Below are 25,062 nucleotides of genomic sequence, written 5' to 3' on the forward strand. Positions count from 1 at the left end.
CTTTGCCGGTGGCGACCTCGAGCGCGGCGAACAGGGTGGTGGTGCCGGCGCGGACGTAGTCGTGGGTCGCCCGCTCGGGAACTCCGGGCATCATCGGCAGCACGGGCTGGGACCGGTCCAGCGCCTGGATCTGCGACTTCTCGTCGACGCAGAACACCAGGGCCCGCTCGGGCGGGTCCAGGTAGAGGCCGACGACATCGTGGACCTTGTCGACGAAGTACGGATCGGTCGACAGCTTGAAGGTCTCCGACCGGTGCGGCTGCAGGCCGAACGCCCGCCAGATCCGTGACACCGACGACTGCGAGAGGCCCATCTCCTTCGCCATCGACCGCGTCGACCAGTGCGTTGCGTTCTTCGGAGTGGATTCCAGCGTCTTGGTGACCACCGCGGCGACCTGTTCGTCCGTCACGGTCCTTGGGCCGCCCGGACGTGGCAGGTCCCCCAGACCGGCAATCCGGTACTGCACGAACCGGGCCCGCCAGCGGCCCACCGCATGAGGTGTCGAACCCAGCTGCTCCGCAACGTCCTTGTTCGACGCGCCGGTTGCGCAGGCCAGGATGATCCGACACCGCAAGGCCCACGCCTGCGGCGTGGAACGACGCCGCACCCATTCCTCGAGTGCGGCTCGTTCCTCGTCCGACAGTGTCAACTCGGCCTTCGGCCGCCCCGTCCGTGCCATAGAGCAAGCCTATACATCTGAACAGAATTCCCGACTCAGAACACTAGTCGTGTCCGGGTGTGATGGGTGTTGGGTTTGGTGTGTTCGGTTTGGCTGTTCGGGTTGTTGGTCTGGAGTCCTGTAGTTGTGCAGGAATAATCTGGGTTTCCTGCAGATGTAGTGGTGCGTCTATGGGGGCGCCTGGTGGTTGCGGTGTCGCGGGATGAGGCGCGCGTCAGTGCGGGTCTGGTTGAGCTGCCCCGAGTTTCGTAGAGTCCGGTGGTCTTGTTTCAGGCGGACTGCGGGGTCTGCTCCTGGCTCTGCCGGAAGTTGCGTCCGTACTCGGCGGGTGGCACATAGTCGAGCGCGGAGTGAAGACGCTCTTCGTTGTACCACGTGACCCACTGGAAGATCGCCCGCTCGACCTGGGCAGGGTCCTTCCAGGGGCCCTGCATCTCGATCAGCTCGGCCTTGAAAGTGCCGTTCAGCGCCTCGGCCATGGCATTGTCATACGAGTCCGCGACGGAACCGACCGACGCGGAGGCGCCGGTGCCGGCCAACCGGTCGGTGTAGCGAATCGACACGTATCGCGAACCCCTGCCGCTGTGGTGAATGAGGCCGGAGTCCTTCTTGATTCTCCGGCGCCACAGCGCCATCTCCAGGGCGTCCAGGGGCAGTTCCGTACGCATGCGGTCGGCGACCTGCCAGCCGACGATCATCCGTGAGTACACGTCCAGCACGAACGCCACATATGCCCGGCCCGACCACGTGCGGACATACGTCATGTCAGCCACCCATAGCTGATCGGGCCATACCGCGGTGAAGTTGCGGTCCACCAGGTCCGGCGGACGGGGCGCCGACGGCTCCGGGATTGTGGTGCGGCGCCGCCGCCCACGGATCACGCCCTCCAGGCCGAGTTCGGCCATCAGCCGCTCGACAGTGCAGCGGGCCACCTCGACACCCTTGCGCCGCAGAGCGCGCGTGATCCGACGGGCGCCGTAGGTCCCGCCCGATTCCACGTGGATCTCCTCGATCACCGGCATGAGCTGTTCGCCGCGGAGCCGGCGGGCCGACTTCGGCCGCTTCTCGCGGGCGAAATACGTCGACGGCGACAGGTCCAGCACCCAACAGACGGGATCGACCCCAAGACCGTTGTCACACAGGTGGTCGATCACCTGCTCGGCCTCGTCCGGGGACGGTCGATCTCCTGGGCAAAAAACACCGAGGCGGCTTTGAGGATCTCGTCCGCCCGCTTCAACTCGGCGTTCTCCTTGCCAAGTTGCTTCAGCTCGTCGCGCTCGGCGGTAGTGAGCCGGTCGTCGCGCTCGCCATGGCCGACCTCGGCCTGGCGGACCCAGCCGCGCAGGGCCTCTTCATGGATGCCCAGGTCCTTCGCGACCTGCGCGATCGGGCGGCCGGTGGTACGGACCTCACGGACCGCTCGCTCACGAAGTTCACCGGGGTACTTACGGAGTGCTGGCATGGTACTGGTGGATCTCCTTCGCCAGGACCGAAACCCTGGCATCAGGGACACCACAAATCTCAGTACAGCTCAGTGCGCCCCGCGCCCGCGCGGGCCGGGCTAAACCATCCCCGCAGCCTGGCCTGCGCCCAAGCTCCACCGCCACGGCACCCCACCGCGTTGCTCGGCCGGCGCGCATCAGTGCGTGAGCTGGTTCACCGCGCGGACTCTGGCTTGGGCGGTCTCGGCAACGGGTGAAACGAGGTTCTGGATCACTTTCAGTGCTGGAGCCACAGAGGGTCACCACAACCGCGATCATGAACGGCCGTGGCTGATGTACTCCTCCTCCAGGACCTGTGGTTCCACCAGGTCGAAGGTGTTGTGGTCGAAAGAGTCATATCCGACGGCGAGTTGGTGGTCGTGCGGGCCCGAACGGCTGCGGAGCGGGCTGCGTGTCCGGCGTGTGGAACGGCGTCGGTCCGGGTGCACAGCCGGTACGTACGCCGGCTTGCCGACAGCGCGGTCGGCGGCCGTCCGGCGCTGATCGAGTTACAGGTCCGGCGGTTCCGCTGCTCTCAACAGGGCTGCTCGCAGGCGACGTTCGCCGAGCAGGTCGACGGGCTGACGTTCCGGCACGGCAGACGCAGTGCCGGGCTGCAGACAGTGCTGGAACGGGTGGCGGTGATGCTGGCCGGCCGGGCCGGTTCCCGCCTGGCCCACGCGCTGGCGGCCAAAGTGAGCCGCTCGACCCTGTTACGGCTGATCCGCCGCCTGCAGGACCCCGAGACCTCGACACCGCGGGTGCTCGGGGTCGACGGCTTCGCGCTGCGCAAGGGGCACAACTACGGCACCATCCTGCTCGACATCGAGACACACCAACCCGTCGACCTGCTGCCGGACCGCACCACTGCGACTGTGGCCCGGTGGATCGCCGAGCATCCCGGCGTTGAGGTGATCTGCAGGGACCGTTCCACCGCATACGCCGAGGCCGGACCCCTCGGCGCCCCGGACGCGGTGCATGTTGCAGATCGGTGGCACATCTGGTCCAACCTCGCCGAGGCCGTCGAAAAGACCGTCGTCCAATACCGTGCTCTGCTGCGCGAGCCCCAGGACACCGCCACTACCGGCTGCGGCAGCCGGCTTGGGGCAGGGGTTATGGCACCGAGGGCTCGCGGGCCTTGCTGGGCAAGGCGTTCACCGAACTCGGTGTGCGTATGGTCTGGGCCGAGACGATGTCCGTAAACCATGGTTCGCGCAACATCATGGAGAAGCTCGACATGACGCTCGCGGACACCATCCCCACTCCCTCCGACATGGAGATGGTCGAGGGCTCCGAGCACGGGGGCGTACGGTACGAGATCACCAAGGAGCAGTGGTCGAGCCGCCGGACGGCTTGAGGGACTTGGCCGCCCGGAGCCACCCGGAGCCGCCCGGAGCCACCCAGAACCTCGCGGCGACTCGATCACTGCCGGCAGGGTCGCATCATCACACCGTGGTGATCGACGCGGGGGGGTGCCTCTATGTCTTTCGTCAAGCGAGGCGTGGGGTTCGGTGTTCGTAGAAGGTGCCGTCGCGGAGCATCGCGAAGAGCACGCTGATGCGGTGTCGGGCGAGCCGGAGGAGTGCCTGGGTGTGGGTCTTCCCTCTGGCTCGGCACTTGTCGTAGTAGGTGCGGGAGGCGGGATCGTGGAGGGCGGCGAACGCGGAGAGGAACATGGCCCGTTTGAGCTGGCGGTTGCCGCCTCTGGGGGCGTGTTCGCCGTGGATCGAGGTCCCCGACGACTTCGTGGTCGGGGCGAGTCCGGCGTAGGAGGCAAGGTGGGCGGCGCTGGGGAAGCTGGTGCCGTCGCCGACGGTGACCAGCAGGACTGCTGCGGTCCTGACCGCGACCCCAGGAATCGAGGTCAGGACTGGCGAAAGAGGGTGAGCCTCCAGCAACTCGTTGATCTGGGCTTCCAGGGCCCGGCGTTGATCATGGACGGCTCCGAGCGAGCGGGCCGGCGATGGCACCACGATGTCCAGCGTGCCGGTGCCGGGGACGACGACGGTCTGCTCGTCCAGTGCGTCGAAGACCTCGTCGATGAGACGGGTCGCCATGCGGGGAGCCTTGGGCCGGATGACCTCCACCAACCTGCGGCGTCCGGCTTTCCGCAACGCGGCCGGGGAGCCGTAGCGTTCGAGCAGCCAGGTGACGGCCGGGTGGTCGAGCCGGGGGCCGAGGACCCGTTCCAGGCTGGGGTGGAACTGGGTGAGCAGGCCGCGTATGCGGTTGCTGGTGCGGGTGGCCTCGGCGGCGAGGTCCTGGTCGAAGCCGACGAGGACGGTGAGTTCGGCGGTGATCTCGTCGGAGAGTTCCAGCGAGCGCAGGGTGTGGGGCATGGTGCGGGCGGCGTCTGCGATGACCGCGGCGTCCTTTGCGTCGGTCTTCGCCTCACCCGGGTAGAGGTCGGCGATCCGCCGCATCGACAGGCCCGGCAGGTAGGCGACCCGGCAGGCGGTGTCGCGGGCCACCGCCAGCGGCAGAGCGCCGATCGAGGCCGGCAGGTCCACGACGACCAGGACGGTGCCGAACTTCTCACGGAGCTTGTCGAAGACCTGCCTCAGCTTCGGTTCGCTGTTGGGCAGTTGCTTGTCGAAGACCTTCTTGCCGGCCGGGGTGAGCCCGTGGCCGTGGTGAGAGGTCTTGCCGACGTCCAGAGCGAAGAACACGTCGACGTCGCTGATGTCGTACAACCCATCCTCCCGAACGGGGTTGGTGCAGTGCTGGCCGGGACGTTGGCGCCGTACTCGCGCATCCACGTTATGCAGACCTGCCACCCACGAGCTGCCGGGCGTTGCGCTCGGCGGGGCGGTAGTCGGACCTCTCATCAGCGTCTCCAACGGCACCCCTCGGGCCCGGCGACACCACCCCCCAGGTCATCTCGGACAGGGGGACACAGTCATACCGGGCCCGGAGGCCAGCAGCCCTCTTGCAGGACCGCGAAGAAGATAACGGGGGGCGAGAGACTGCCGGACTCAGCGGTGCGGTCAGCGCAGTCCGGCGAAGAGGTCGTTCTCGGGTACGGCCGCGCCGGTGGTGTCCCGGACCCGTACGAAGGTCTCCATGCCCATCAGTTCGCCGAACCTCTCCTTGCCCATCTTGAGGAAGAAGATGTTGTCGCCCTGGCTGGCGTGCGCGGCCAGGGCGTCGAACTTCTGACCGCTGAACGCGGTGGTGTCGACCCACGTGGTGATCTCGTCGTCGGGGAGGCCGATCTCGGCGATCGCGGCGGCCTCGGCGGGATCCGGCTCCGGCATGTCGTCACCGAACTCGCGCATGGTCTCGCCGAACCGCCGCATCATCGAGCGGGGTGCCGTCGTCCAGTACACCTTCGGTGTCAGCTCGATCATCTCCAGCGCCGCCATCGTGATGCGGTGGGCCTGGATGTGGTCGGGGTGGCCGTAGAAGCCGTTCTCGTCGTAGGTGACGACCACATCGGGCCGGTAGTGCCGCATGAGTTCGGCGAGCCGGGCGGCGCCTTCCTCCACGGGGGTCTGCCAGAAGGATCCGGGGGCGTCGTTGCTCGGCCAGCCCATCATCCCGGAGTCGGCGTAGTCCAGCATCTCCAGGTCGCTGATCTTCAGGACGTCGCAGCTCGCCTTGAGTTCCTGACGGCGCATCAGGGCGACGGCCTCCGGATCGTGCCCGGGATCGCCCGGCTTGACGCCCCCCGGTCCGTCACCGCAACCGCCGTCGGTACACGTCACGAGAACCGTGCGGATGCCCTCCGCCGCGTAGCGCGCGAGGACCCCTCCGGTTCCGGTGGCCTCGTCGTCGGGGTGGGCGTGCACTGCCATGAGCGTCAAGGGCCGGTCGGTCATGAAACAGTCCTCCTGCGGAATTGCGTCGTGGTCCGAGTGCGCGGCGGGCGTACCGCGATCCCGGCGGACCGGAACCTGTCGGGGTGGATCCTGCCGGGGTGGAGGGCCTTGTGGTCTCCGTGTTCGCCCCGTTCGCCCCGCGGGTGCGGTGCCGGTTCCTCGGTCCATACAACACTGCGGTCCGGACGGGCTGTTCCCCGCGTCCGCGGAACGCCTCGACACGCCCGCTCGCCGAGCGAGTGGCCGACCAACGCCGCGTGGCTCGGCGAGGGCGTCCGCGGGGCTCGGCTACACGTTGGCCGCCGAGCCCACGGCGTGGTTCAGCAGTTCTGCCACAGGCGGGTCATCACCCGCACGCCGAAGCGCAGGCCTTCGAGGGGGACACGTTCGTCGACTCCGTGGAAGAGGCGGCCGTAGTCGAGGTCGTGGGGCAGTTTCAGTCCCTTGAACCCGAAGCAGCGGATGCCGAGCTTCGTGAACGCCTTCGCGTCGGTGCCGCCCGGGTTGCAGTACGGCACCGGATGGCCGTCGGGGTCCTCGGCGCGTACGGCCGAGCACATGGCGTCGACGAGGGGGCCGTCGAAGGAGGTCTCCATGGCGATGTCGTGGTTGACCCACTGCCGGGTGACCGACGGCAGGAGCAACGCGTCGATGGTGTCGACGAGTTCCTGCTCGTGGCCGGGCAGGAAGCGGCCGTCGACGCGGGCGGTGGCCCGGCCCGGGATCACGTTCGTCTGGTAGCCGGCCGAGAACATGGTGGGGTTGGCGGAGTTGCGCAGCACCACCTGCATGAAGTCGGCGACGGGACCGAGCTTGGCCAGTTCCGTATCGAGGTCCTCGGCGTCGAAGTCGATGTCGACGCCCTGGAGCCGTGCGGCCTCGGCGAGCAGCGCGCGCACCGGTTCGATCAGGCGGATCGGGAAGGTGTGGCGGCCGATGCGGGTGAGCGACTCGGCGAGGTCGGTGACGGCGTTCTCGTCGTTGGGGGACGAGCCGTGGCCCGCGCGGCCGGTGGCCGTCAGTTCCATCCAGGCCATGCCGCGCTGGGCGTTCTCGATCGGGTACAGCCGGCGGGTGTCGTCGAGCGCGTAGCTGAACCCGCCGCCCTCGCCGATCGCCTCGGTGACGCCGGCGAACAGTTCGGGCCGGTGCTCGACCAGCCAGTGCGCGCCGTATCTGCCGCCCGCCTCCTCGTCGGCGAGGAAGGCCAGGACGATGTCGCGCGAGGGCCGGGTGCCGGTGCGGGCGAAGTGCCGGGCGGTGGCGAGCATGACCGCCACCGTGTCCTTCATGTCGATGGCGCCCCGGCCCCACAGGTAGCCGTCGCGGATCTCGCCGGAGAACGGCGGGACCTGCCACTCGTCCGGGTCGGCCGGTACGACGTCCAGATGGCCGTGGACGAGCAGTGCCCCGCGGCGGGCGTCGCTGCCGGGGATGCGGGCGATGACGTTGGCGCGGCCCGGCGCGCTCTCCACCAGTTCCGCGGTGATTCCGGCCTCGGCCAGGATCTCGACGACGCGGTCGGCGCAGGCCCGCTCGTCGCTGGTGGGGTTGGAGGTGTCGAAGCGGATCAGCTCCGCGCACAGTTCGATCGCCTCGCGCTGTGCCTCCTCGGAGGCGACGACGGGTGAGGGGGCGGTGGTCATGACGCTCCTGCGGGGGCCGTGGCGGTGATGGTCGGGGACTGCCCGGTGCCGTCGGCGGGCTCGTCGTCGAGGGTGGTGGTGCCGTACGTCCTGACCCAGCCGGCGCGCCCGAGGACGCAGTAGAGGACGAAGGCGGTGAGCAGGGAGTTGAGGGCGGGGATCCCGCCGTCGTAGAACTTGCCGACGCAGAACGCCGCGGCCCAGATGACCAGGGACATCGGCACCCAGACCGGCGAGGTGGCGGGCAGGGTCTGGGTCTCGCGGGTGGCGTCGAGCGGTCCGCGCATGCGGCGCACCACCCAGTACTCGGCGACGATGATGCCGCCGACCGGCGGGATGGCCACGCCCAGCACCGACAGGAAGTCGGTGAAGTGGGTCATGATGCCGACCGCGGACAGGAGGGTGCCGGCGAGGCCGAGGACGATGGTGACGGCGCCGCGGCGCAGGCGCTTGCGGAAGACGACCTGGAAGAAGTTCACGACGCCGAGCGAGGAGCCGTAGAGGTTCCAGTCGTTGATCTTGGCTGTGGACATCAGGACGACCAGCACGCCGAAGACGCCGGAGGTGGAGAGCACGATCTGGGAGACCTGGTTGCTGCCCACGAGGTGGCCGAGGAGGACACCGGTCAGGCCGACGATGTACTCGGACAGGATCATGGACGAGGCGCTCTGCACGAAGACGTGCGCGCCCTTCTTGTTGTAGCGGGTCATCTCGGGCGCGACGATCGCGCCGGTCATGAAGCCGCCCGCGATGGCGGTCGCGGCGACCGACAGCGGGATGGCCGCGCCGGGGGCCGGCGTGTGGACGAGGTCGGAGATCGAGTGCTTGCTCAGGGCGTCGGTGACGGACCAGGCGACCATCGCGAAGAACAGCGGGGTGACGATCTTCGCGAAGATCGCCATGTACCGGAAGCCGAAGACCACCAGGACGGTGATGGCCAGGCCCGCGACGACGCACCACAGCCAGGACGGGCCGCCGACCAGGGCGGAGACGCTGTTGCCGAAGATCGTGTTCTGCACTCCGAACCAGCCGACGAGGCTGATGGAGATGACGAGGCTGACCAGCGCGGAGCCGTTGCGGCCGAAGCCGATCCAGCGGGTCAGCAGGGGTGTGGCGAGGCCCTCGCGCATCCCGGCCAGGCCGATCGCGAAGATCACGACTTCCAGGATCACGGCGCCGAGGGTGAAGGCGAGGAAGGCGTTGCCGAAGGACATTCCGACGCCGATCGTGGCGCCGAGCGTGAACTGCGAGATCGATCCGGACTGGGCGAGCCACTGCAGCAGCATCGTCCAGAAGCCGAGCCGTTCCTCACGCGGGACGCGGGCGAGGGCGTAGTCGTCGCTGCCCAGCGCTCTGTGGCCGGTGGCGTCCGGGACAGCGGCGCCCGAGGCGGTGGCGTCCGAGGCGGTGGCGTCCGAGGCGGTGGCGGTGTTCTTGTGAGCGGCCATGATCACGACTCCCTGGATGCGCGGCCGAGGGTCTGCAGGTGCGCCAGTGAGCCGTAACGGGACACGAGCTGGTCGAACTCCACGCCGTCGTGGAAGTCCAGGCGTCCGCCGCCGTAGACCTTCGCGGTCTCGACGGCGAACCGGGCGGCGGCCGCGATGTCGGTCTCGTGGCTCGCGCCCGTCTGGCAGCCGGGGACCGCCGCGGCCGAGGTGACCGCGAGGCCGACGACCGGGGCGGTCGTCGCCGTGGCCGGCTGGAGGATCGAATTGATGTGGTGTACACCGTTACCGTACGGGGTGATGTCCTGCGTGGTCACCGGGTACGTGACCAACGGCTCACCGGTGACCACGGCCAGCAGCTCCCCCAGCTGCTCGCTGACCTTGAGCACCCAGCCCTCCTTGACGGTGGGCGACAGGGCCAGGCCCTTGTGGTTGATGATCCGGTTGCCCTTGGTGGTGTCGATGGAGAGCACCGCCTCCATCTCGTCCGTGACCTCGTGCCGGTTCATGGTGGCGATGTCCACCGGCGAGTCCATGAACGGCACCGGGTCGTGCGGTGCGGTCGGGGCGTCCGGGCAGATGTGCGTGGCCACGACGACGTCGCCGTCGAGCACGTCGCCGCGGCGGCGCATGTCCAGCAGCTTGGCGGCGGTGGCGATCGCGGCGATCGCGCCGTCCGCGTCGGAGACCAGGCCGGTGATCTGCGGGCGGGCACCCACGCCGCCGAGCCGTCCGACCACGCCGAGGGTGCGTGAGTCGCCGCCGCGGCTGCGGCCGGTGCGGCCCTCCACGCGCACGAGGACGAAGTCCGTGGAGCCCCGCTCACCGGTGACGGTGGTGACCTGGGCGCCGGAGCCGGCGGGGCCCGCCACGGAGTCGAGGTAGGCGGCGACTCGCTTGCCGTCGGCATCGGGATCGTCCAGCAGATCCACGATGTCCAGGACGTACTTCAACATGGGCAGTTCTCCTGATCCGCACCCGGGCGGTGCTGACAGAAGATTCAGGATCCGTTAACCTTCTTCGCAACTGTTTCCCGTTATTTGCAATTCAGGTCTGCATGGCGAGATGCGTGACGAGATGAGCGATGAGATGGACGGGCGGGCGGACGTCATCGGACGGACGTGATCGGGCGGACGTCATCGGGCGGACATCGTCGCGTGGACGTCATCGGGCGGACGTCATCGGGCGGACATCGTCGCGTGGACGTCATCGGGCGGACGCCGTCGGGCGGACGCGATCCGGCGGGCACCGTCGGGCGGACGCGGTTCGGTGAGGATTCGGAGAGGAGAGGAGTTGCCGTGCCTGACATCCCTGTCGACCGGAAGACCCCGGCCGGCGCGCTGCAGACCGTCGACCGCGCCCTGCTGGTGCTGCTGGCGTTCGAGCGCACCCGGCCCGACTGGGGGGTGACGGAGGTCGCCACCGAGTTCGGCTGGGACACCTCGGTCGCACAGCGGCTGCTGTCCACCCTGGCCGGGCGCGGTTTCCTGGTGTCCGACCCGGCGACCCGCCGCTACCGGATCGGTCCCGCCGCCCTGCGGCTGGGCCGCCTCTGGGAGCGCTCCGGGTCGCTGGAGATGCTCGCCGAACCGGTCCTGCAGGAACTGCGCGCGGCGACCGGGGACACGGTCCTGTTCTGTCTGCCCGACAACGTCCACATGCGGTGCGTGGCGGCGGTCGAGGGCGAGGAAGGGCCGCTGCGGTACTACCCTCTGGTCGGCGAGCTGTACCCCGCGCACGCGGGCGCCACCAGCAAGTCGTACTACGCGTTCCTGCCCGACGAGCAGCGCCACCGGCTCTTCCGCGGCCGTCCCATGGCCCGTTTCACCGAGCGCACGGTCACCGATCCCGACCAGTTGGAACGGGAGTTCCGTCAGGTGCGGGCGCAGGGGTACGCGTGGACGGTCGGCGAGTACGACGCGGGCATCGGCACCGTCGCCGTGCCGGTCTTCCTCGGCGCCGAGCCGTACGGCAGCCTCAGCCTGGGGGCCGCCAGGGAGCGCTTCCCGGACGGCCCCGACGACCGGCTCGACGCGCTGCGCAAGGCGGCCCGCCTGCTGGAGCAGCGGCTGACGCACCCGCCCCAGCACCGCCGCGGCCCGCGCTCGCGCACGACCTGAAGCAACGAATCCATGGTGAGGAACACCCCCTTGAACCTGCTTCTCCTGTCCAACTCCACCCAGTACGGCCGTGGTTACCTGGAACACGCCCTCGACACCGTCACCGCGTTCCTGCCGGCGCGGGCACGGCTCGCCTTCGTGCCGTACGCGCTCGCCGACCACGACGCCTACACGGCCAAGGTGCGCGACGCGCTCACCGGGGCCGGTATCGACGTGCACGGGGTGCACGAGGGCGGTGACCCGGTCGGCCGGCTCGCCGAGGCGGACGCCGTGTTCATCGGCGGCGGCAACTCATTCCGGCTGCTGAGCGCCCTGTACCGGACAGGCCTGCGGGACGCTCTGATCAAGGCGGTGGGGAACGGACTGCCGTACATGGGCGCCAGTGCGGGGACCAACATGGCCGCTCCCACGCTGCGTACCACCAACGACATGCCGATCGTCCAGCCCCCGTCCTTCGAGGCGCTGGGACTGGTGCCGTTCCAGATCAACCCGCACTACCTCGACCCCGATCCGCGCTCCAGGCACAAGGGTGAGACGCGCGAGGAGCGCCTGACGGAGTTCCTGGAGGAGAACGACGTGCCGGTGCTCGGACTGCGCGAAGGCTCCTGGTTGCACGTGGCCGGAACCCGCGCCACGATCGGCGGCGAGAACGACGCGCGGCTCTTCCGCCGCGGTGCCGCGCCGCGGGAGGTGCCGGTCGGTTCGGACGTGTCCGAACTGCTCGCCGTCACACCGGAGTACGACGCACCGGCGCGGTAGGCGGCGCCCGAGCCGCGACGCGGGAGGACCGCCGCCGCGCCTGGCGCGGTGGCGGTTCAGGCCGGGTAGCCGTTCTTCGGCGGGACTTCGTGCGGTGGCGCCCGGTGGGGCTGTTCGTGCGCGTCGGACGGTACCTGGCTGGGGACCGGCGGTGCTTCGAGCAGGTCCGGGTGCGGGGAAGGACCGCTGCAGGGCCGTTGCGGGGCCGCTGCCGCAAAATGCGGAGCTTCGCGCGGAGTGCGGGGATAGCCTCAGCGCGGCAAGTCGTCCGACGGGGAGGGGCAGGGTATGCGGGGGCAGGGCATGCGAGGGCAGGACTGGATCGAACGCGCGGGAGAGCTGTTCGAGGCGGCGATGTTCGGCGGGGACACCACCGCGCTGGACCGGTCCGACGAGGCCCTGGACGCGATCGAGGCACCACTTTCCCTGGCGCGGGGAAAGGTCTTGCACGTCCGTTTCCTGAACGAACGCGAGGAGAACAGCCAGGAACTGGTGCTGTTCGAGCGCGCGGCCGAGTTGTACCGGCGTCTGGGGGACGCGTCGGGTGAGGCGGACGCGTTGTTCTGGGTCGGCTGCTGGCATCAGGTGGTGAAAGGCGACGGCGTCACCGGCAAGCCGTACTTCGAGCGGTCGTACGCGCTGGCGAAATCCGTCGATGACCGGATGACGATGTCGTATGCGGTCCGCCACCTCGGCTTCACCGACACGGACGCAGGCCACTTCGATCGGGCCCGTGAACGGTTGACCGAATCGGTGACGCTGCGCCGGGAGATCGGCTTCAGGCCCGGGGAAGCGGCCGGCCTGGTCGCGCTGGCCCACCTCGCTGCCGAAACCGGCGACCCGTCGACGGCCCTCCACCACCTCGACCAGGCCCAGTCGGTCGCCGAGAGCTGCGGCGCCAAAGCCGTGTCGGGGTGGATCGAGCAGGCCCGCACGCACATACGCTCCCAGGATTTGACGGGGTATTGACAGTCACCGCCACTCGTTGAGGACTGCGACGAGCGGTCTCGGCCCGCACTCGGTCCGCTCGCTCGGGGGGCCGCCCGGGGAGAAGATCAGCGCGTTGCACACCGTTGCCCAGCACGAGGAGGGCGCCGCCACCGTCACCGGTGATCTGCTGACCCGCGACGGGCATGTCGCCGGCACGCGAGTGTGAGGTAGGCACGGGGCGGCACTCTGGCGACACGATCTTGAAACGGCGTGTACTCCAGCTGAATTCCACTTGCTGGCCACCGGAACGCCAGGCCCCCATCGCCGTCTTGCGACGCGACAGCACCCCTGAAAGCGGTCCTGAGATCAGTCCTGAAAGCGTTCCTGAAAGGGTCCTGAGCACGGTCCTGAGAACGGTCAGGAGCGGGTGTCGCACGGCCGGTTCGCCCGTCGTGGGTGCCTGCCGCCCCGCCCTGGGGCATCTCATCCGCCGCCGGCATCCTCGGCCTCCCAGCGCAGCAGGTCGCCCGGCTGGCACTCCAGTACTTCGCAGAGCGCGGCGAGCGTCGCGAAGCGCACCGCCTTGGCGCGGCCGTTCTTGAGTACGGCCAGGTTGGCGGGCGTGATCCCCACACGGTCCGCCAGTTCGCCCACGGACATCTTCCGCCTGGCCAGCATCACGTCGATGTCGACGGAGATCGGCATCAGATCACCTCGTCCAACTCGGCCTGCATCTGCGCCGCTTCGACGTCGCGCGCGACGGCCTGGGCGAGCAGCATCCGCAGTACGAGCACGATGAGCGCGACCCCCAGGATGGCCAGGCCGATCCCGCCCATGATGACGGTGACGCCCGGGTCGTCCCGCTGGCCGGGCGCGTTGACGGCGGTGACCGCGAACCACACGAGGGCGGCCGTCACGATCGCGCCGATCACGCCGTCCACGTACCGGAAGGCGGCGTGGGAGAACACGGTTCCGCGTCGCACCATCGTCACCAGTCGCCATACGCAGACCACGGCGACCTGGACCGAGACCATGCCGAGGATCGTGATCAGGCGCAGCGGGGTCAGCGGCAGCGACCCGTCCTCCGGGTCGTTCGCCAATGCCCACACCATCGATGCCTGTATGAACACGGTGCCGGCGAGCACCACCACGAGCACGGCGCGCAGCGCGCGAACTGCCAGTTTCCCCACGACCCGTCCTTCCGTCGAATCCGTCCATCGGATCCACCCATTGAATCTTCCCATCGAATGACGATGGGAATCTATCGAGTTTCGATAGATGAAGCAAGGGTGGGGCGGGTGGGGCGGAGCAGGGACGGAGCAGGTGATGCGGTCACCGGGGAGCGGACCGTGCTGATCACGGCTCCGGACACACCAGACACGCCAGACACACCAGACGCGCTCCGGTTGTCCGGTCAAGTTGCTCATTACCTTCCGCAGCGTTCAGACACTCATAACCGACGGCGCCGGGTATGCACACCTGACCTCCTGAAGGTGTGCTTGGTCACCGCTCCACCTCATGCACCCGAAACACCCGAAGGACGACGTATGCCCCGCCATCTCCGCCGCATGCCCCTCGCCGCCGCGGCAGCGCTGCTGCCGCTGACCCTCGCCTCCTGCGGAACAAGTGCCGCTGACACCGGTTCCACGTCGGCGGAACGGGACCCCGGCACCCTGGTGGTCGCCGCGATCCCGTCAGAGGACTCGACGTCACTGGCCCAGGACTACGCCCCGGTGATCAAGCTGCTGGAGGCCGAGACCGGCAAGAAGGTCCAGATGCAGAAGGCCACCAGCTACGCCGCCGTGATCGAGGCGCAGCGGGCGCACAAGGCGGACATCGCCATCTACGGTCCGCTCTCCTACGTCGTCGCCAAGGACAGCGGCGTCGGCGTGGAGCTGGCCGGGGCCGCGGTCGCCACGAAGGGCGCGAAGCCGGGGTACAGGTCGTACGGCATCACGCGCGGCGACACGAAGGACATCAACAGCCTCGCCGACTTCAAGGGCCACAAGGTCTGCTTCGTCGACCCGACCTCGACCTCCGGCTACCTCTACCCGCAGGCCGGTCTGGTGAAGGCGGGTGTGAAGCCCGCCGACTACACCAGGGTGATGGCCGGCGGCCACGACGCCTCGGTGCTCTCCGTCGCCTCCGGCGACTGCGACGCGGGCTTCGCCTACGACGACATGGTCGACACCGACCTGATCAGGCAGGGCAAGATCAAGAAGGGTCAGCTCAAGGTCGTCTGGAAGTCCGACGAGATCCCCGGCTCGCCCGCCGCCGTCTCCACCGACCTGGCACCCTCCCTGCGGACGAAGATCATCGACACGTTCGTGAACAAGGCCAACGCCGACTACATGGCGTCCAAGGGCTACTGCTCGGGCGACGGCTGCCTCGTCGAGGGCAGCTGGGGCTTCGCCAAGGTGAGCGACTCCGACTACGACAGCGTCCGCGCGGTCTGCGACGCGACGAAGGACGCGCAGTGCAAGGGCGGCTCGTGACAGCCCCGCTCTCCGCCGCCGGCTCCCCGCGCAGCGCCGCTCGCCCGGCCGGTGACGGGGAGCCGGTGATCCGGCTGAACGGCCTGACCAAGCGGTTCGGCAGCGGCGGCGACTCGCTGCTCGCCCTGGACGACGTCTCCTTCGAGGTGCGGCCCGGCGAAGTGGTGGCCCTGCTCGGGCTGTCCGGATCCGGCAAGTCGACGCTCCTCGCCCATCTCGACGGCCTCCAGGTGCCCACCTCCGGTGACGGTACCGTGCTCGGCACCCGCCTGGCCGGAGCCGGCCGCGCCGAACTGCGCGGGCTGCGCCGCCGGATCGGCTTCGTCTTCCAGCAGTTCCACCTGGTCGGCCGCCTCACCGTCCTGGAGAACGTCTGCACCGGCGCCCTCGGCTCGCTGCGCGGTCCCCGGCTCGGGCTCCCGAGCTATCCGAGGGCCGTGCGCGAGCGGGCGCTGGACGGTCTGGAGCAGGTCGGTCTCGCCGCGCACGCCTTCCAGCGCGCGGACACCCTGTCGGGCGGTCAGCAGCAGCGGGTCGCGGTGGCCCGCGCCCTCATGCAGGAACCGGCGCTGCTGCTCGCCGACGAACCCGTCGCCTCCCTCGACCCTGAGTCCTCCGCGCAGGTCATGCGGCTGCTGGCCAGGGTCGCCGAGGAGCGGAAGCTGACGGTGCTGTGCAGCCTGCACCAGGTCGACCTCGCCCTGTCCTGGGCGCACCGCATCATCGGTCTGCGCTCCGGGCGGGTCGTCATGGACGTCGCCACGCATGGCATCGGCCGTTCGACGGTGATGCGGCTGTACGAGGAGGTCGGGGCCGAGGTCGGAACCGAGGCCGCAGGCGAGGCCGGAGCCGGGAGCGAGGTCTTCGTGCCGGGCTCGGGGGGCGTGGAGGCTGTGGGGGCTGTGGGGGCTGCCGGGTCCGTGGGAGCCGCGGGAGCCACAAGGTCCACGGGGTTCACGGGGTCCACGGGAGCCGCGGGAGCCGCGGTTCAGCACGCTTCTGCCGTGCCAAGGGCCGTCCCGTCCGGGGCCGTCGGGAAGGAGGACTGAGTGGCCGTCGTCGAACAGCGTCACCGGGCCGTCCCCGCCGCGAAGCCCGGTACCGGCGTCCCGCGTGCGCCGCGGCGCACCCTGGCCCGGCCGACGGCGGCCGGGCTGAGCGCGGCGACGGCGCTGCTGGTCTGCGTGGGCGCCGGGGTGTGGGCGTTCGTCGCGCTGCGCCTGAACGTCGCCACCCTCGCCGACAGCGCCGGCAACGCGGTGGACTTCCTCTCCCGGATGCTGCCGCTGGACTTCCCGCCCGCCGGCGAACTGCTCTCGCTGACCTGGCAGACACTGGCGATCGTCCTGAGCGCGACCCTGCTCTCAGTGGTGCTCAGCCTCCCGCTGGCACTGCTGGCCGCACGCAACACCACTCCCGGGCCCGCCGCCCGGGGCGTCTCGCGCGCGGTCGTCGTGCTGTGCCGGGCGGTGCCCGAGGTGGTCTTCGCCATCGCCGCTTTCCGGGTCTTCGGCCTGGGTGGCATGACCGGTGTGGTGGCGCTCGGCATCCATTCCGTCGGCATGGTCGGCAAGTTGTACGCCGACGCCTTCGAGCAGACCGACGAGGGCCCGCGTACCGCGCTGCGCGCGACGGGTGCCGGGGGACTCCAGCAGATCACCGGGGCCGTACTGCCGCAGGCACTGCCGTCCCTGGTGGCGACCGCGCTGCACCGGCTCGACATCAACCTCCGCGCCTCCGCCGTCCTCGGATTCGTCGGCGTGGACGGCCTCGGATACGCGCTGGCCACGGCCATCGGCACGCTGGACTACCGGCGGGCCATGGCTCTCGCGCTGGTCCTGCTGGTGCTCTGCTTCGTCGCCGAGACGGTCTCCGGTGCCGTCCGCCGCACCCTGCTCCAGGACGTGACCACCACGGGCCGACGACGTGGCCGCGGACGCCGTGCCGACGCGCGGAGTGCGGCTCCGCAGGCGGCGCGGGCTCCGCAGGCGGCACACGCGGCGCGCGCGGCGCGACCACCGGAGCGGCAGCGGGCACAGGAAGCAGTCATCGGTCCGGCCGCCGCACGCGTCCTGTCTGCAAAGCCCGTTCCGCGCCGCACCCTGCCGCGCTGGGACGCCCGGCGCATCCGCCGGACTTCCTGGCTGGTGCTGACCCTCGCCCTGCTGGCGGCCTCGGCGGTGCGTTCGGGCCTGTCGTGGACGACGCTCGGGCGCGGTGCCGAATCGCTCCTCCCGACCCTGGGCGACTTCCTGCCGCCCCGTACCGGCGGAATCGGCGGGCAACTCCTGGCCGATCTGTGGGTCACCCTCCAGATCGCGCTGGCCGGCACCCTCATCGGACTGGTGCTCGCGCTGCCGCTGGGCGCCCTCGCTGCCCGCAACGTCGTCGGCTCGCCCCGGGTGGCCCGCTTCTTCCGCACCCTCGTCCTGACGGTGCGGGCGATACCGGAACTCGTGCTGGCGATCGTGTTCGTCGTGGTGACCGGACTCGGCGCGGTCGCCGGCGCGCTCGCTCTGGGGGTCGGCTCGGTCGGACTGCTGGGCAAGCTGGTGGCCGACTCACTGGAGGAGACGGACCCCGGTCCGACCCGTGCACTGATCGCCGCGGGCGCCCGCAGGCACCAGGCGTTCTTCGGTTCGACCCTGCCGCGGGCCTGGCCCGCCGTGGTGGGGCATGTGCTGTACCAGCTCGACGTCAACGTGCGTTCGGCGACGCTGCTGGGCATCGTGGGCGCCGGCGGCATCGGCTACGACCTGCTCAACGCGGCCCGGGTCCTGCAGTTCCCGGTGGTCACCACCGTGGTGCTGATGGTGCTGGCCGTGGTCCTGCTCATCGAGGGCCTGGCGGTCTGGGTACGCAAGGTGTACGCCTGACGGAACCCGATACGCGCTCGCGACACTCGACCGCGACATCCGCCGCGCGCCTGTTCCCACGAGGCCGCCGCCCCGCCAGGGGCGGCGGCCTCGTGCGTTTCCGGAGCCGTCCGGGGCAGCAGCCTCGGGCGTTCCCTGAGCCGTCCGGGACGGCGACAACTGCTCCCACCGTTCACCTTCCGGGACCGGAATGGTTCATATCGCCAACCTGTCCGGACAACATTCCAGGTCAGAGTGGATGCGTGCCCAGTCGAAACCGATACACCCAGATTGCCGAGGCCATCGCCGCGGAGATCGCCGACCAGCCGGCCGGCACCCGGGTCGCGAGCGAACACGAGATCGCCGCCCGCTTCGGCGTCAGCCGGGCAGCCGCACGATCCGCCCTGCAGGAGCTGGCGGGCCGCTATCTGGTCCGCCGGGTCCGGGGCGCGGGCACCTTCGTCAACCGCCCGCTGGACTACGTGCTCTCGCAGAGCCGCGCCCCCTCGATGCACCAGACCATCCGCGACGCGGGCGGCGAGCTGCGCACCGTGGTGCGCGACGTCAGAACCGTCCCGGTCACCGGCGTCATCGCCGAACGGCTGGAGCGGGAGGAAGGCAGCGCGGTCCACCTGCTGACCCGGCAGTCGTACATCGACGGACTGCTCAACGGCTGGTCCCAGGAGTGGATCCCGGTGGACATGCTGCCGGAACTGGACGCGGCCGTGCACGCCGTCGAGTCGCTGGACACCATCCTGCGGCAGATGTGCGGAGTGACCCCGGTCCGTGCCTGGTGCCGGGTGAGCAGCGTGCTGCCCGACCGCCGCGTGTCGGAAGGGCTGGAGACGGAGTACAACCGGCCGGTGTGGCTGGTGGAGAGCCTGAGCCGGGACGCGGCCACCGGTCGCACGGTGATGTGCAGCTCCTCCTGGACCCGGCCGGACAGCACCCGGATCATCGTCGAACTCGACGGTCCCGTCGGCCCCTGCCCCTGCCCCTGCCCCTCTCCCTGAGCTCCCTGCGCTCCCTGAACTCCCTGAACTCCCTGAACTCCCTGAACTCCCTGAACTCGACGGTCTCACCGGCCCCTCGGCCTCTCCCCCGTACCCGACTCCCCCTTCCCGACCGCCCACGATCCGCCTCCCGGAATTCGCCTCACCGAATCCGCCTCACCGAATTCACCTCCCGCCCCTTCGCCATCCCCGGCCCGCCGCCCTTCGCCAGGCGCCGGGCGGCACCGCCCTGCCCGCCGCACGCAGGCAAGCAAGCAGGCAGGCAGGCAGGCAGCAACACGGCCGATGACGCCGGCAGCCCCTCGCCTCGCGCGGGCCACGCCCACCCCCGGCACACGGCCGGACCCGCCCTCCGGCGGGCGGCACACCTCGCGCCGGACCCGGTCCCCCGCGACGACGACGCCTGCCGCGCCGGGCCGAGCCGAGCCCCGGGCGCGAGACCCCCTCATCACCCACCCCCTTTCGGACAAGGAGTCCCTGTGCCTTCCCCTGCCAGCCGCGAACGGCGGTGCGAGCTGTTGGCCGCCGCAGACCACGACGACATCGTGCCGCTCGCCGAACGGCTGATCGCCGAGTCGGGCGGCCCCGAACCCACCGTGGTCAAAGGGCCCGAGACCGGAATGGTCGTCCTCCAGGTCCGCGAGCCCGTCGAGGAGACCCGCTTCTACCTGGGCGAGGTCCTCGTCACCGAATGCTCGGTCGAGGTGAGCGGGGTCCCCGGCTGGTGCATGCGCCCCGGCGACGACCGCGTCGCCGCCCTCGCCGGCGCCCTGCTGGACGCGCTGGCCGAGGCCGGCGGGCCCGCCGCCGCCCGGATCGACGCGCTCTGCGCCGAGGTGGCGGCACGGCTCGCCGCCGAGGAGGCCGCCGAATGGGCCGACGTCACCGCCACCACCGTCGCCTTCGAGGAACTGGTATGACCGAGACACCGACCCTCGCCCCGCGAACCCGCACCGGCAACAGCACCGGCACCGGCACCGAAACCGACATCGGTAGGGAACTGTCGGCCGCCGACCGGATCCGCGCCCTGCGCCGTACGTCCCGCGCCTCGCAGCGCGACTTCGACGCGCTGCTCGACGTGCTCGCCCGGCCCGGCCGGGTCCGCACCCTGGAGGTGCCCGAGGGTGTTCCCGCTGTCGCGGTGGCCGCCTGCGGCCTGCTGGACGTCGAGGTCCACACCCATGTCCTGGCCGGTCCGGGCGACACGGAGTGGGCCGAGTCCCTGCACGCCGCCACCTCCGCGCCGCGCGCCGAACTCCCCCGCGCCCGCACCGTCGTGGCGCTGCGTCCGGTCACCGCCGAGGACGTGGACGCCCTCGACGTGGGCACGCCGCTCGCGCCGGAGAACGGCGCCCGCCTGTTCGCGTCGGTCGACGCGCTCGACGGGGAGGGCCCGCACGACGTGGACCTCCTGCTGTCCGGTCCCGGGGTGCCCGACGGCACCGAACGCCGCCTGCGGGTGCGCGGCCTGGAGCCGGCCGTGCTGGACGCGCTGGCCCGCGCCAACGCCTCGTTCCCGTGTGGTGTCGACGTGTTCCTGGTCGCCGCCGACGGCCGCGTCGCCGGGCTGCCCCGCACCACCCGGGTCCGCGCGGCGGAGGCCGGCTGATGGGGTACGCCGGAGTACGCGGCGGCCAGGAGGCCATCGCCGCCGCCGAACGCATGGTGCGCGCCGCCCGTTACGGCGGCCGCAGTGCCTGGCTGGAACTGGACCAGATCACCGCGTGGCTGCCGCTGGCGGTGGACCGGGTGATGGGCGAGGCGGGCCTGTGGGCACCGGAACTCGCCGCCCGTGCCGTCCGCCAGTCCCAGGGGGATCTGCTGGAGGCCGCGCAGTTGCTGCGCGCGCACCGGTCGACACTCCCCCGGCTGGGCTACAGCCGGCCCGCCGAAGCCGCCGAACTGGTGCCCGTCCGGCGGGTCGTACCGGCCTACCGCACCCCGCCGGACGGCGGGCTGCCCGGTCCCGGCGGGCTGCCCGGTCCCGGCGGGCTGTCCGATCCCGGCGACCGGCACGCGCCGCGGATCCTGGACCTCACCCCGGAGGACACCCTGCGCCGCCGCGCCGCCCTCCGCAGCACCGCACCCCACCGCGCCGCCCCCCGTCGCACCGAAGGCACGCCGGCGGACAGCCGCCCACGTGAAGGAGCCGGCGCGCCGGGGCGCCCCGGGCCGTTCGACTCCGGTCTGGAGGCTGCGGGCCTGCTCGCCTCCAGGCGCGAGGCCGCCGACCCGGAGCCGTACGACATCACCCGCGCCCCGGCCCGGCCCGGCACCCCGCGCTCGGCCCGGCTGAGCGCGCTGGCCCGCGCGGAGACCGGTTCGCTCACCCACCTCTGGTACACGGCCACCCGTTCTCCGCGGCACAGCGCCTCCGACGCGGCGCTGGAGGTGCGGCGCGGCCGGCTGCCGCTGCGCATGCCGCACCCGGTGTCCGGACGCCCGGTCACGGTCGCCCGGATCACCGTCACCGAGGCCCGCACGGTCCGCCCGGACGACCGGCCGCGCGCCGACGGCAGCCGCTTCGACGCCGGTTACGGCCTGTGCCTGGGGGACGGCGAGGCCAAGGCCCTCGGGATGGCGGCGCTCGACCTGATGGTGCACCGCGACCCGGTGACCGACCGACTGGAGCAGAACGTGCTGATCGCCCTGGACGGCCCGGAGGCGTCCGGATTCCTGGAACACCTCAAACTGCCGCACTACGTGGACTTCCGGTCCACTTTGGACCGGATCCGCGCGGTGCACGCCGCCTCGGCCGCGCCCGGACGGACGGAGGCGGCCCGATGACCGTGACCGACTCCCCTGAGACGACCGGCGGCACGGAAACGGAACCCGGTTGGCTCGGGCTCGACCAGATACTCGAACGGCTCCCCCTCGCCGTCGACCGGGTGATGGGCGAGGCGGGCCTGTGGGCGCCGGAGTACGCGGCGCGGGCCCTGCGGCAGGCCGGGGGCGACCCCGTCGACGCGGCCCATCTGCTGCGCGCCCACCGCACCGGCCTGCCCCGGCTCGCGGTCTCCGACCCGGTGCACACCGCCGAACTGCGGGTGGCCCGGCGGATCAGCTCGGCGTTCCGCAACCCGCCCGGCGGCCAGGTGCTCGGCCGGACCCTCGACTACGTGGGCCGCCTCCTGGACCTGCTCCCCGAGGGCGAGGGCCGCGAACGCCACCGGGAGTCGCGCACGGACCCGGCCCCTGCCGCCCATCCGCACCACCACGGCGATCACCTTCACCCTCACAGCCACGACCACGACCACGACCACAACCAAAGCCACACCCACAGCGACACCCACAGCCACAGCCCTGAGGATGCCGCCGCGGAACGCGATGTCACGCACCCGGCGGACGCCGTGGAGCGGACGCCCGGTCACATCCTGTCGGTCTTCCGCGTGATGGGCGTGGTCGGGCCGGTCGCACCTCACGACGACCCCGACCCGTACGACATCACCCGGCGGCCGGTCAGGCCGGGCCTTCCCCGCTCGGCGTGGCTGCAGACGATGGCCCGCGCGGACACCGGCTCGCTGCTGCACCTCTGGTACGGCTCCGACTGGCGTCCCTCGGGCCACGAGGTCCCCGGGGAACTCAGACACGGCGCCCTCCCGGTCCGCGTCACCCACCCCTTCACCGGCCGGCCCGTCCGGGTCGCCGGCGTGCGGGTGAGCGAGGTGCAGACCTTCCACAGCCTGCCGAAGGCCGGTGACCTGCCCGCCCGGCTCGACGTCGGCTACGGCGTCTGCCTCGGCCACAACGAGCGCAAGGCGATCTCCATGGCCGGACTCGACCTGCTCCTCACCCACCACGAGGGCGCGGCGGACCTCCAGTACGACGTTCTGCTCACCCTCGACGGGCTGGACGCCACCGGCTACCTCCAGCACCTGCTCCTGCCGCACCACGTCGAACACCGCTCGGTCCTGGACCGGGCGGAGGCCGCCCGCGCACACCGCCCCCGATCCGGAGGACCCGTATGACCACCGCACCCGCCGGCCCGGCCGAGGGCCTGACCGCCCGGCTCGCCGGGCCCGCGCCCAGGCCCGGCATCTTCGACGAACTGTCCCGGCGGGAGATCCGCCGCGCCATCCTGACGGCGCTCGCCGTCCCCGGCTACCAGGTTCCCTTCGGCTCCAGGGAGATGCCGGTGGCGCGCGGCTGGGGCTCCGGCGGGCTCCAGGCCACCCTGGCCCTGGTCGGCGAGGACTCGAAGCTCAAGGTGATCGATCAGGGCGAGGACGCCGGCCTCAACGCCTCCAATCTGCGCCGTCTGGTCACCGACCACGTCGGCTGCGAGGAGGAGACCGACACCCGGGCCGCCGACGTCATCCAGTCCCGACACCGCATCCCCGAAGAGCCCTTGACGGACGGTCAGGTCCTGGTGCTCCAGGTGCCGGGCGCCGAACCGCTGGCCGGGATCGTCAAGGAGATGGACGAGCAGCGGCGCATGCACGCCGAGGCCGACTACGCCAAGATGTGGGTCCGCCTGTACGAGGACGTCGTGCACAACGGCGTGATCACCGCGGCGGCCGGTTATCCGGTGCTGGTCGAGGGCCGGTACGTGATGACGCCGAGCCCGATCCCGCGCTGGGACGTGCCCAGGCTCAACGACTCCGAGGCGATCACCGTGCTCTCGGCGGGGCGCGAGAAGCGGTTGTTCGCGGTGCCCCCGCACACCCGGGTGGAGCCGCTCACGTTCGAGGACCGCCCGTTCGAGGTGGAGTTCACCCCCGGCGCCGTCTGCCGGCTGTGCGCTAGCGCCGACACGTACATCGTCCAGGAGCCCGGCGAGGACGGCACGTTCAGCACCTGGGTCTGCTCGGACACCGACTTCTGCCGCCGGCGCCGCTCCGGCGACGCCCCCGACCCGATCCCCGGGCGGCCCTGGATCCCCGTCGCCGAGGGCGACGACCCGCACCCGGCCGAGGCCCGGCCGTACGACGAGGAGCAGCACGCGTGAGTACCCCCGTCCCGCCCCCGTGGGCACTGAAGGTCAGCGGCCTCGGCCGCGTCTACGGCGATCCCGGTCCCGCCTCACTGGCCGGCACCGGACCCGAGTTCGGCACCGCCGTCTCCCCGCAGACCGGCGCGGTCGTCGCCGCCTGGGACGTCTCCTTCGACGTGGCGCCGGGTGAGGCGCTGGGCATCATCGGCGAGTCGGGCTCCGGCAAGTCGACCGTGATGCGGTGCGTGGCCGGCGACGAGCGGGCCACGGCCGGCTCCATCCGGCTCAGGAGCGTCGCCGGCGGCGCCGTCGACCTGGGCACGCTCGACCCGTCCGACCGGCGCAGGTTGCGGCTGCGCGACATGGCGGCGGTCTACCAGGACCCGGCGGCCGGGCTGAACCTGGACGTGACGGCCGGCGGCAACATCGCCGACCCGCTCACCGCCGTGGGCTGGCGCCGGTACGCGGAGATCCGGGACCGGGCGGCGGCCCTGCTGGAGCGCGTCGAGGTGCCGCTGAGCCGCATGGACGACCTGGTGCGCACCTTCTCCGGCGGCATGCGCCAGCGCGTGCAGATCGCCAAGGCGCTCGCCAACGAGCCGCCGGTGCTGCTCCTCGACGAGCCCACCACCGGTCTGGACGCGTCGGTCGCGGCCGGGGTCCTCGACCTGCTGCGGGGTCTGCTGGAGGAGACGGGGGTGGCGGCGGTCGTCGTCTCCCACGACTTCGGCGTCATCGACATGCTCACCCGGCGGGTGTTGGTGATGCAGCACGGCCGGGTCGTCGAGACCGGTCTGACCGACCAGTTGCTGGAGGATCCCCAGCACCCCTACAGCCAGCAGCTCGTCGCGGCGGCCCGAGGATGATCGCAGTGAACCCGAC

At 71.0% G+C, this 25,062-nt stretch carries 25 protein-coding genes; 16 read left to right on the forward strand and 9 right to left on the reverse strand.

Annotation, left to right across the window (positions count from 1 at the left end; genetic code table 11):
• On the reverse strand, positions 1–679 hold a 679-nt coding region (locus ACGFYV_RS20705), incomplete at its 3' end, for an IS630 family transposase (protein WP_393879860.1).
• 269 nt (positions 680–948) lie between these two features.
• Positions 949–2,141 (reverse strand): IS3 family transposase gene (locus tag ACGFYV_RS20710; protein ID WP_393880003.1). Its coding sequence is split into 2 segments (ribosomal slippage): positions 949–1,877 and positions 1,877–2,141, totalling 1,194 coding nucleotides; the frame shifts between segments, so codons are not numbered across the junction.
• A gap of 306 nt (positions 2,142–2,447) precedes the next feature.
• Here ACGFYV_RS20710 and ACGFYV_RS20715 point away from each other — a divergent pair.
• Positions 2,448–3,362, forward strand: a complete 915-nt coding sequence (locus ACGFYV_RS20715) for an ISL3 family transposase (protein ID WP_393879861.1) — start codon at positions 2,448–2,450, stop codon at positions 3,360–3,362.
• Positions 3,248–3,517 carry a GNAT family N-acetyltransferase gene (locus ACGFYV_RS20720; RefSeq protein WP_393880004.1) on the forward strand — a complete coding sequence of 90 codons (270 nt, stop codon included), beginning with the start codon at positions 3,248–3,250 and terminating at the stop codon, positions 3,515–3,517. Before ACGFYV_RS20715 ends, ACGFYV_RS20720 begins: the two co-directional genes overlap by 115 nt.
• Before the next feature lie 133 nt (positions 3,518–3,650).
• On the opposite strand, the gene ACGFYV_RS20725 is transcribed toward ACGFYV_RS20720, so the two are convergent.
• The 5 genes from ACGFYV_RS20725 to ACGFYV_RS20745 all read right to left on the reverse strand — a co-directional run bounded on the left by ACGFYV_RS20725 (position 3,651) and on the right by ACGFYV_RS20745 (position 10,031).
• Entirely contained in the window at positions 3,651–4,853 is a 1,203-nt protein-coding gene (locus tag ACGFYV_RS20725) for an IS110 family transposase (RefSeq protein WP_393879862.1), read from the reverse strand.
• A gap of 294 nt (positions 4,854–5,147) precedes the next feature.
• A complete protein-coding gene (locus ACGFYV_RS20730) occupies positions 5,148–5,981 on the reverse strand; it encodes a PIG-L family deacetylase (RefSeq protein ID WP_393879863.1) in 834 nt (277 codons plus the stop codon).
• A 320-nt stretch (positions 5,982–6,301) separates the two neighbouring features.
• Positions 6,302–7,627, reverse strand: a complete 1,326-nt coding sequence (locus ACGFYV_RS20735; RefSeq protein ID WP_393879864.1) for a M20/M25/M40 family metallo-hydrolase — start codon at positions 7,625–7,627, stop codon at positions 6,302–6,304.
• A complete protein-coding gene (locus tag ACGFYV_RS20740) occupies positions 7,624–9,075 on the reverse strand; it encodes a cytosine permease (RefSeq protein WP_393879865.1) in 1,452 nt (483 codons plus the stop codon). The genes ACGFYV_RS20735 and ACGFYV_RS20740 overlap by 4 nt, the downstream gene beginning before the upstream one ends.
• 2 nt (positions 9,076–9,077) lie before the next feature.
• Positions 9,078–10,031, reverse strand: a complete 954-nt coding sequence (locus ACGFYV_RS20745) for a DUF1177 domain-containing protein (protein WP_393879866.1) — start codon at positions 10,029–10,031, stop codon at positions 9,078–9,080.
• 342 nt (positions 10,032–10,373) lie between these two features.
• Here ACGFYV_RS20745 and ACGFYV_RS20750 point away from each other — a divergent pair, with 342 nt between their 5' ends.
• From ACGFYV_RS20750 to ACGFYV_RS20765, 4 genes are all read left to right on the forward strand, one after another.
• Positions 10,374–11,195 carry an IclR family transcriptional regulator gene (locus ACGFYV_RS20750; RefSeq protein WP_393879867.1) on the forward strand — a complete coding sequence of 274 codons (822 nt, stop codon included), beginning with the start codon at positions 10,374–10,376 and terminating at the stop codon, positions 11,193–11,195.
• A 30-nt stretch (positions 11,196–11,225) separates the two neighbouring features.
• On the forward strand, positions 11,226–11,954 hold the full coding sequence (pepE, locus tag ACGFYV_RS20755; RefSeq protein ID WP_393879868.1) for a dipeptidase PepE: 729 nt from the start codon (positions 11,226–11,228) through the stop codon (positions 11,952–11,954).
• 288 nt (positions 11,955–12,242) lie between these two features.
• A complete protein-coding gene (locus tag ACGFYV_RS20760) occupies positions 12,243–12,923 on the forward strand; it encodes a tetratricopeptide repeat protein (protein ID WP_393879869.1) in 681 nt (226 codons plus the stop codon).
• A gap of 16 nt (positions 12,924–12,939) precedes the next feature.
• Positions 12,940–13,110, forward strand: coding sequence for a hypothetical protein (locus ACGFYV_RS20765; RefSeq protein ID WP_393879870.1), 171 nt, complete (start codon positions 12,940–12,942; stop codon positions 13,108–13,110).
• Positions 13,111–13,367: 257 nt separating this feature from the next.
• On the opposite strand, the gene ACGFYV_RS20770 is transcribed toward ACGFYV_RS20765, so the two are convergent.
• Complete coding sequence (locus tag ACGFYV_RS20770; RefSeq protein WP_393879871.1) at positions 13,368–13,589, reverse strand: helix-turn-helix domain-containing protein; 222 nt, start codon at positions 13,587–13,589, stop codon at positions 13,368–13,370.
• A complete protein-coding gene (locus ACGFYV_RS20775) occupies positions 13,589–14,074 on the reverse strand; it encodes a DUF2975 domain-containing protein (protein WP_393879872.1) in 486 nt (161 codons plus the stop codon). The genes ACGFYV_RS20770 and ACGFYV_RS20775 overlap by 1 nt, the downstream gene beginning before the upstream one ends.
• 357 nt (positions 14,075–14,431) lie before the next feature.
• Here ACGFYV_RS20775 and ACGFYV_RS20780 point away from each other — a divergent pair, with 357 nt between their 5' ends.
• From ACGFYV_RS20780 to ACGFYV_RS20825, 10 genes are all read left to right on the forward strand, one after another.
• Complete coding sequence (locus ACGFYV_RS20780) at positions 14,432–15,379, forward strand: phosphate/phosphite/phosphonate ABC transporter substrate-binding protein (protein WP_393879873.1); 948 nt, start codon at positions 14,432–14,434, stop codon at positions 15,377–15,379.
• Positions 15,376–16,428 carry a phosphonate ABC transporter ATP-binding protein gene (gene phnC / locus ACGFYV_RS20785; protein WP_393879874.1) on the forward strand — a complete coding sequence of 351 codons (1,053 nt, stop codon included), beginning with the start codon at positions 15,376–15,378 and terminating at the stop codon, positions 16,426–16,428. Before ACGFYV_RS20780 ends, phnC begins: the two co-directional genes overlap by 4 nt.
• Positions 16,429–18,255, forward strand: a complete 1,827-nt coding sequence (gene phnE, locus ACGFYV_RS20790) for a phosphonate ABC transporter, permease protein PhnE (protein ID WP_393879875.1) — start codon at positions 16,429–16,431, stop codon at positions 18,253–18,255.
• 242 nt (positions 18,256–18,497) lie between these two features.
• Positions 18,498–19,247: a GntR family transcriptional regulator gene (locus tag ACGFYV_RS20795; protein ID WP_393879876.1), complete on the forward strand. Its 750-nt coding sequence runs from the start codon at positions 18,498–18,500 to the stop codon at positions 19,245–19,247.
• Positions 19,248–19,726: 479 nt separating this feature from the next.
• Positions 19,727–20,167: a phosphonate C-P lyase system protein PhnG gene (gene phnG / locus ACGFYV_RS20800; RefSeq protein ID WP_393879877.1), complete on the forward strand. Its 441-nt coding sequence runs from the start codon at positions 19,727–19,729 to the stop codon at positions 20,165–20,167.
• The gene (gene phnH, locus ACGFYV_RS20805) at positions 20,164–20,856 is read left to right on the forward strand and encodes a phosphonate C-P lyase system protein PhnH (protein WP_393879878.1); all 693 of its coding nucleotides are present in this window, start codon (positions 20,164–20,166) and stop codon (positions 20,854–20,856) included. Before phnG ends, phnH begins: the two co-directional genes overlap by 4 nt.
• The gene (locus ACGFYV_RS20810) at positions 20,856–22,034 is read left to right on the forward strand and encodes a carbon-phosphorus lyase complex subunit PhnI (RefSeq protein ID WP_393879879.1); all 1,179 of its coding nucleotides are present in this window, start codon (positions 20,856–20,858) and stop codon (positions 22,032–22,034) included. Before phnH ends, ACGFYV_RS20810 begins: the two co-directional genes overlap by 1 nt.
• On the forward strand, positions 22,031–23,215 hold the full coding sequence (locus ACGFYV_RS20815) for a carbon-phosphorus lyase complex subunit PhnI (RefSeq protein WP_393879880.1): 1,185 nt from the start codon (positions 22,031–22,033) through the stop codon (positions 23,213–23,215). The genes ACGFYV_RS20810 and ACGFYV_RS20815 overlap by 4 nt, the downstream gene beginning before the upstream one ends.
• A complete protein-coding gene (locus ACGFYV_RS20820; RefSeq protein WP_393879881.1) occupies positions 23,212–24,195 on the forward strand; it encodes an alpha-D-ribose 1-methylphosphonate 5-phosphate C-P-lyase PhnJ in 984 nt (327 codons plus the stop codon). The genes ACGFYV_RS20815 and ACGFYV_RS20820 overlap by 4 nt, the downstream gene beginning before the upstream one ends.
• On the forward strand, positions 24,192–25,046 hold the full coding sequence (locus ACGFYV_RS20825; RefSeq protein ID WP_393879882.1) for an ATP-binding cassette domain-containing protein: 855 nt from the start codon (positions 24,192–24,194) through the stop codon (positions 25,044–25,046). The genes ACGFYV_RS20820 and ACGFYV_RS20825 overlap by 4 nt, the downstream gene beginning before the upstream one ends.
• Positions 25,047–25,062 lie beyond the last annotated feature (16 nt).

Origin of the sequence: Streptomyces sp. NPDC048297 (genome assembly GCF_043201585.1) — a bacterium.
Classification (GTDB): domain Bacteria; phylum Actinomycetota; class Actinomycetes; order Streptomycetales; family Streptomycetaceae; genus Streptomyces.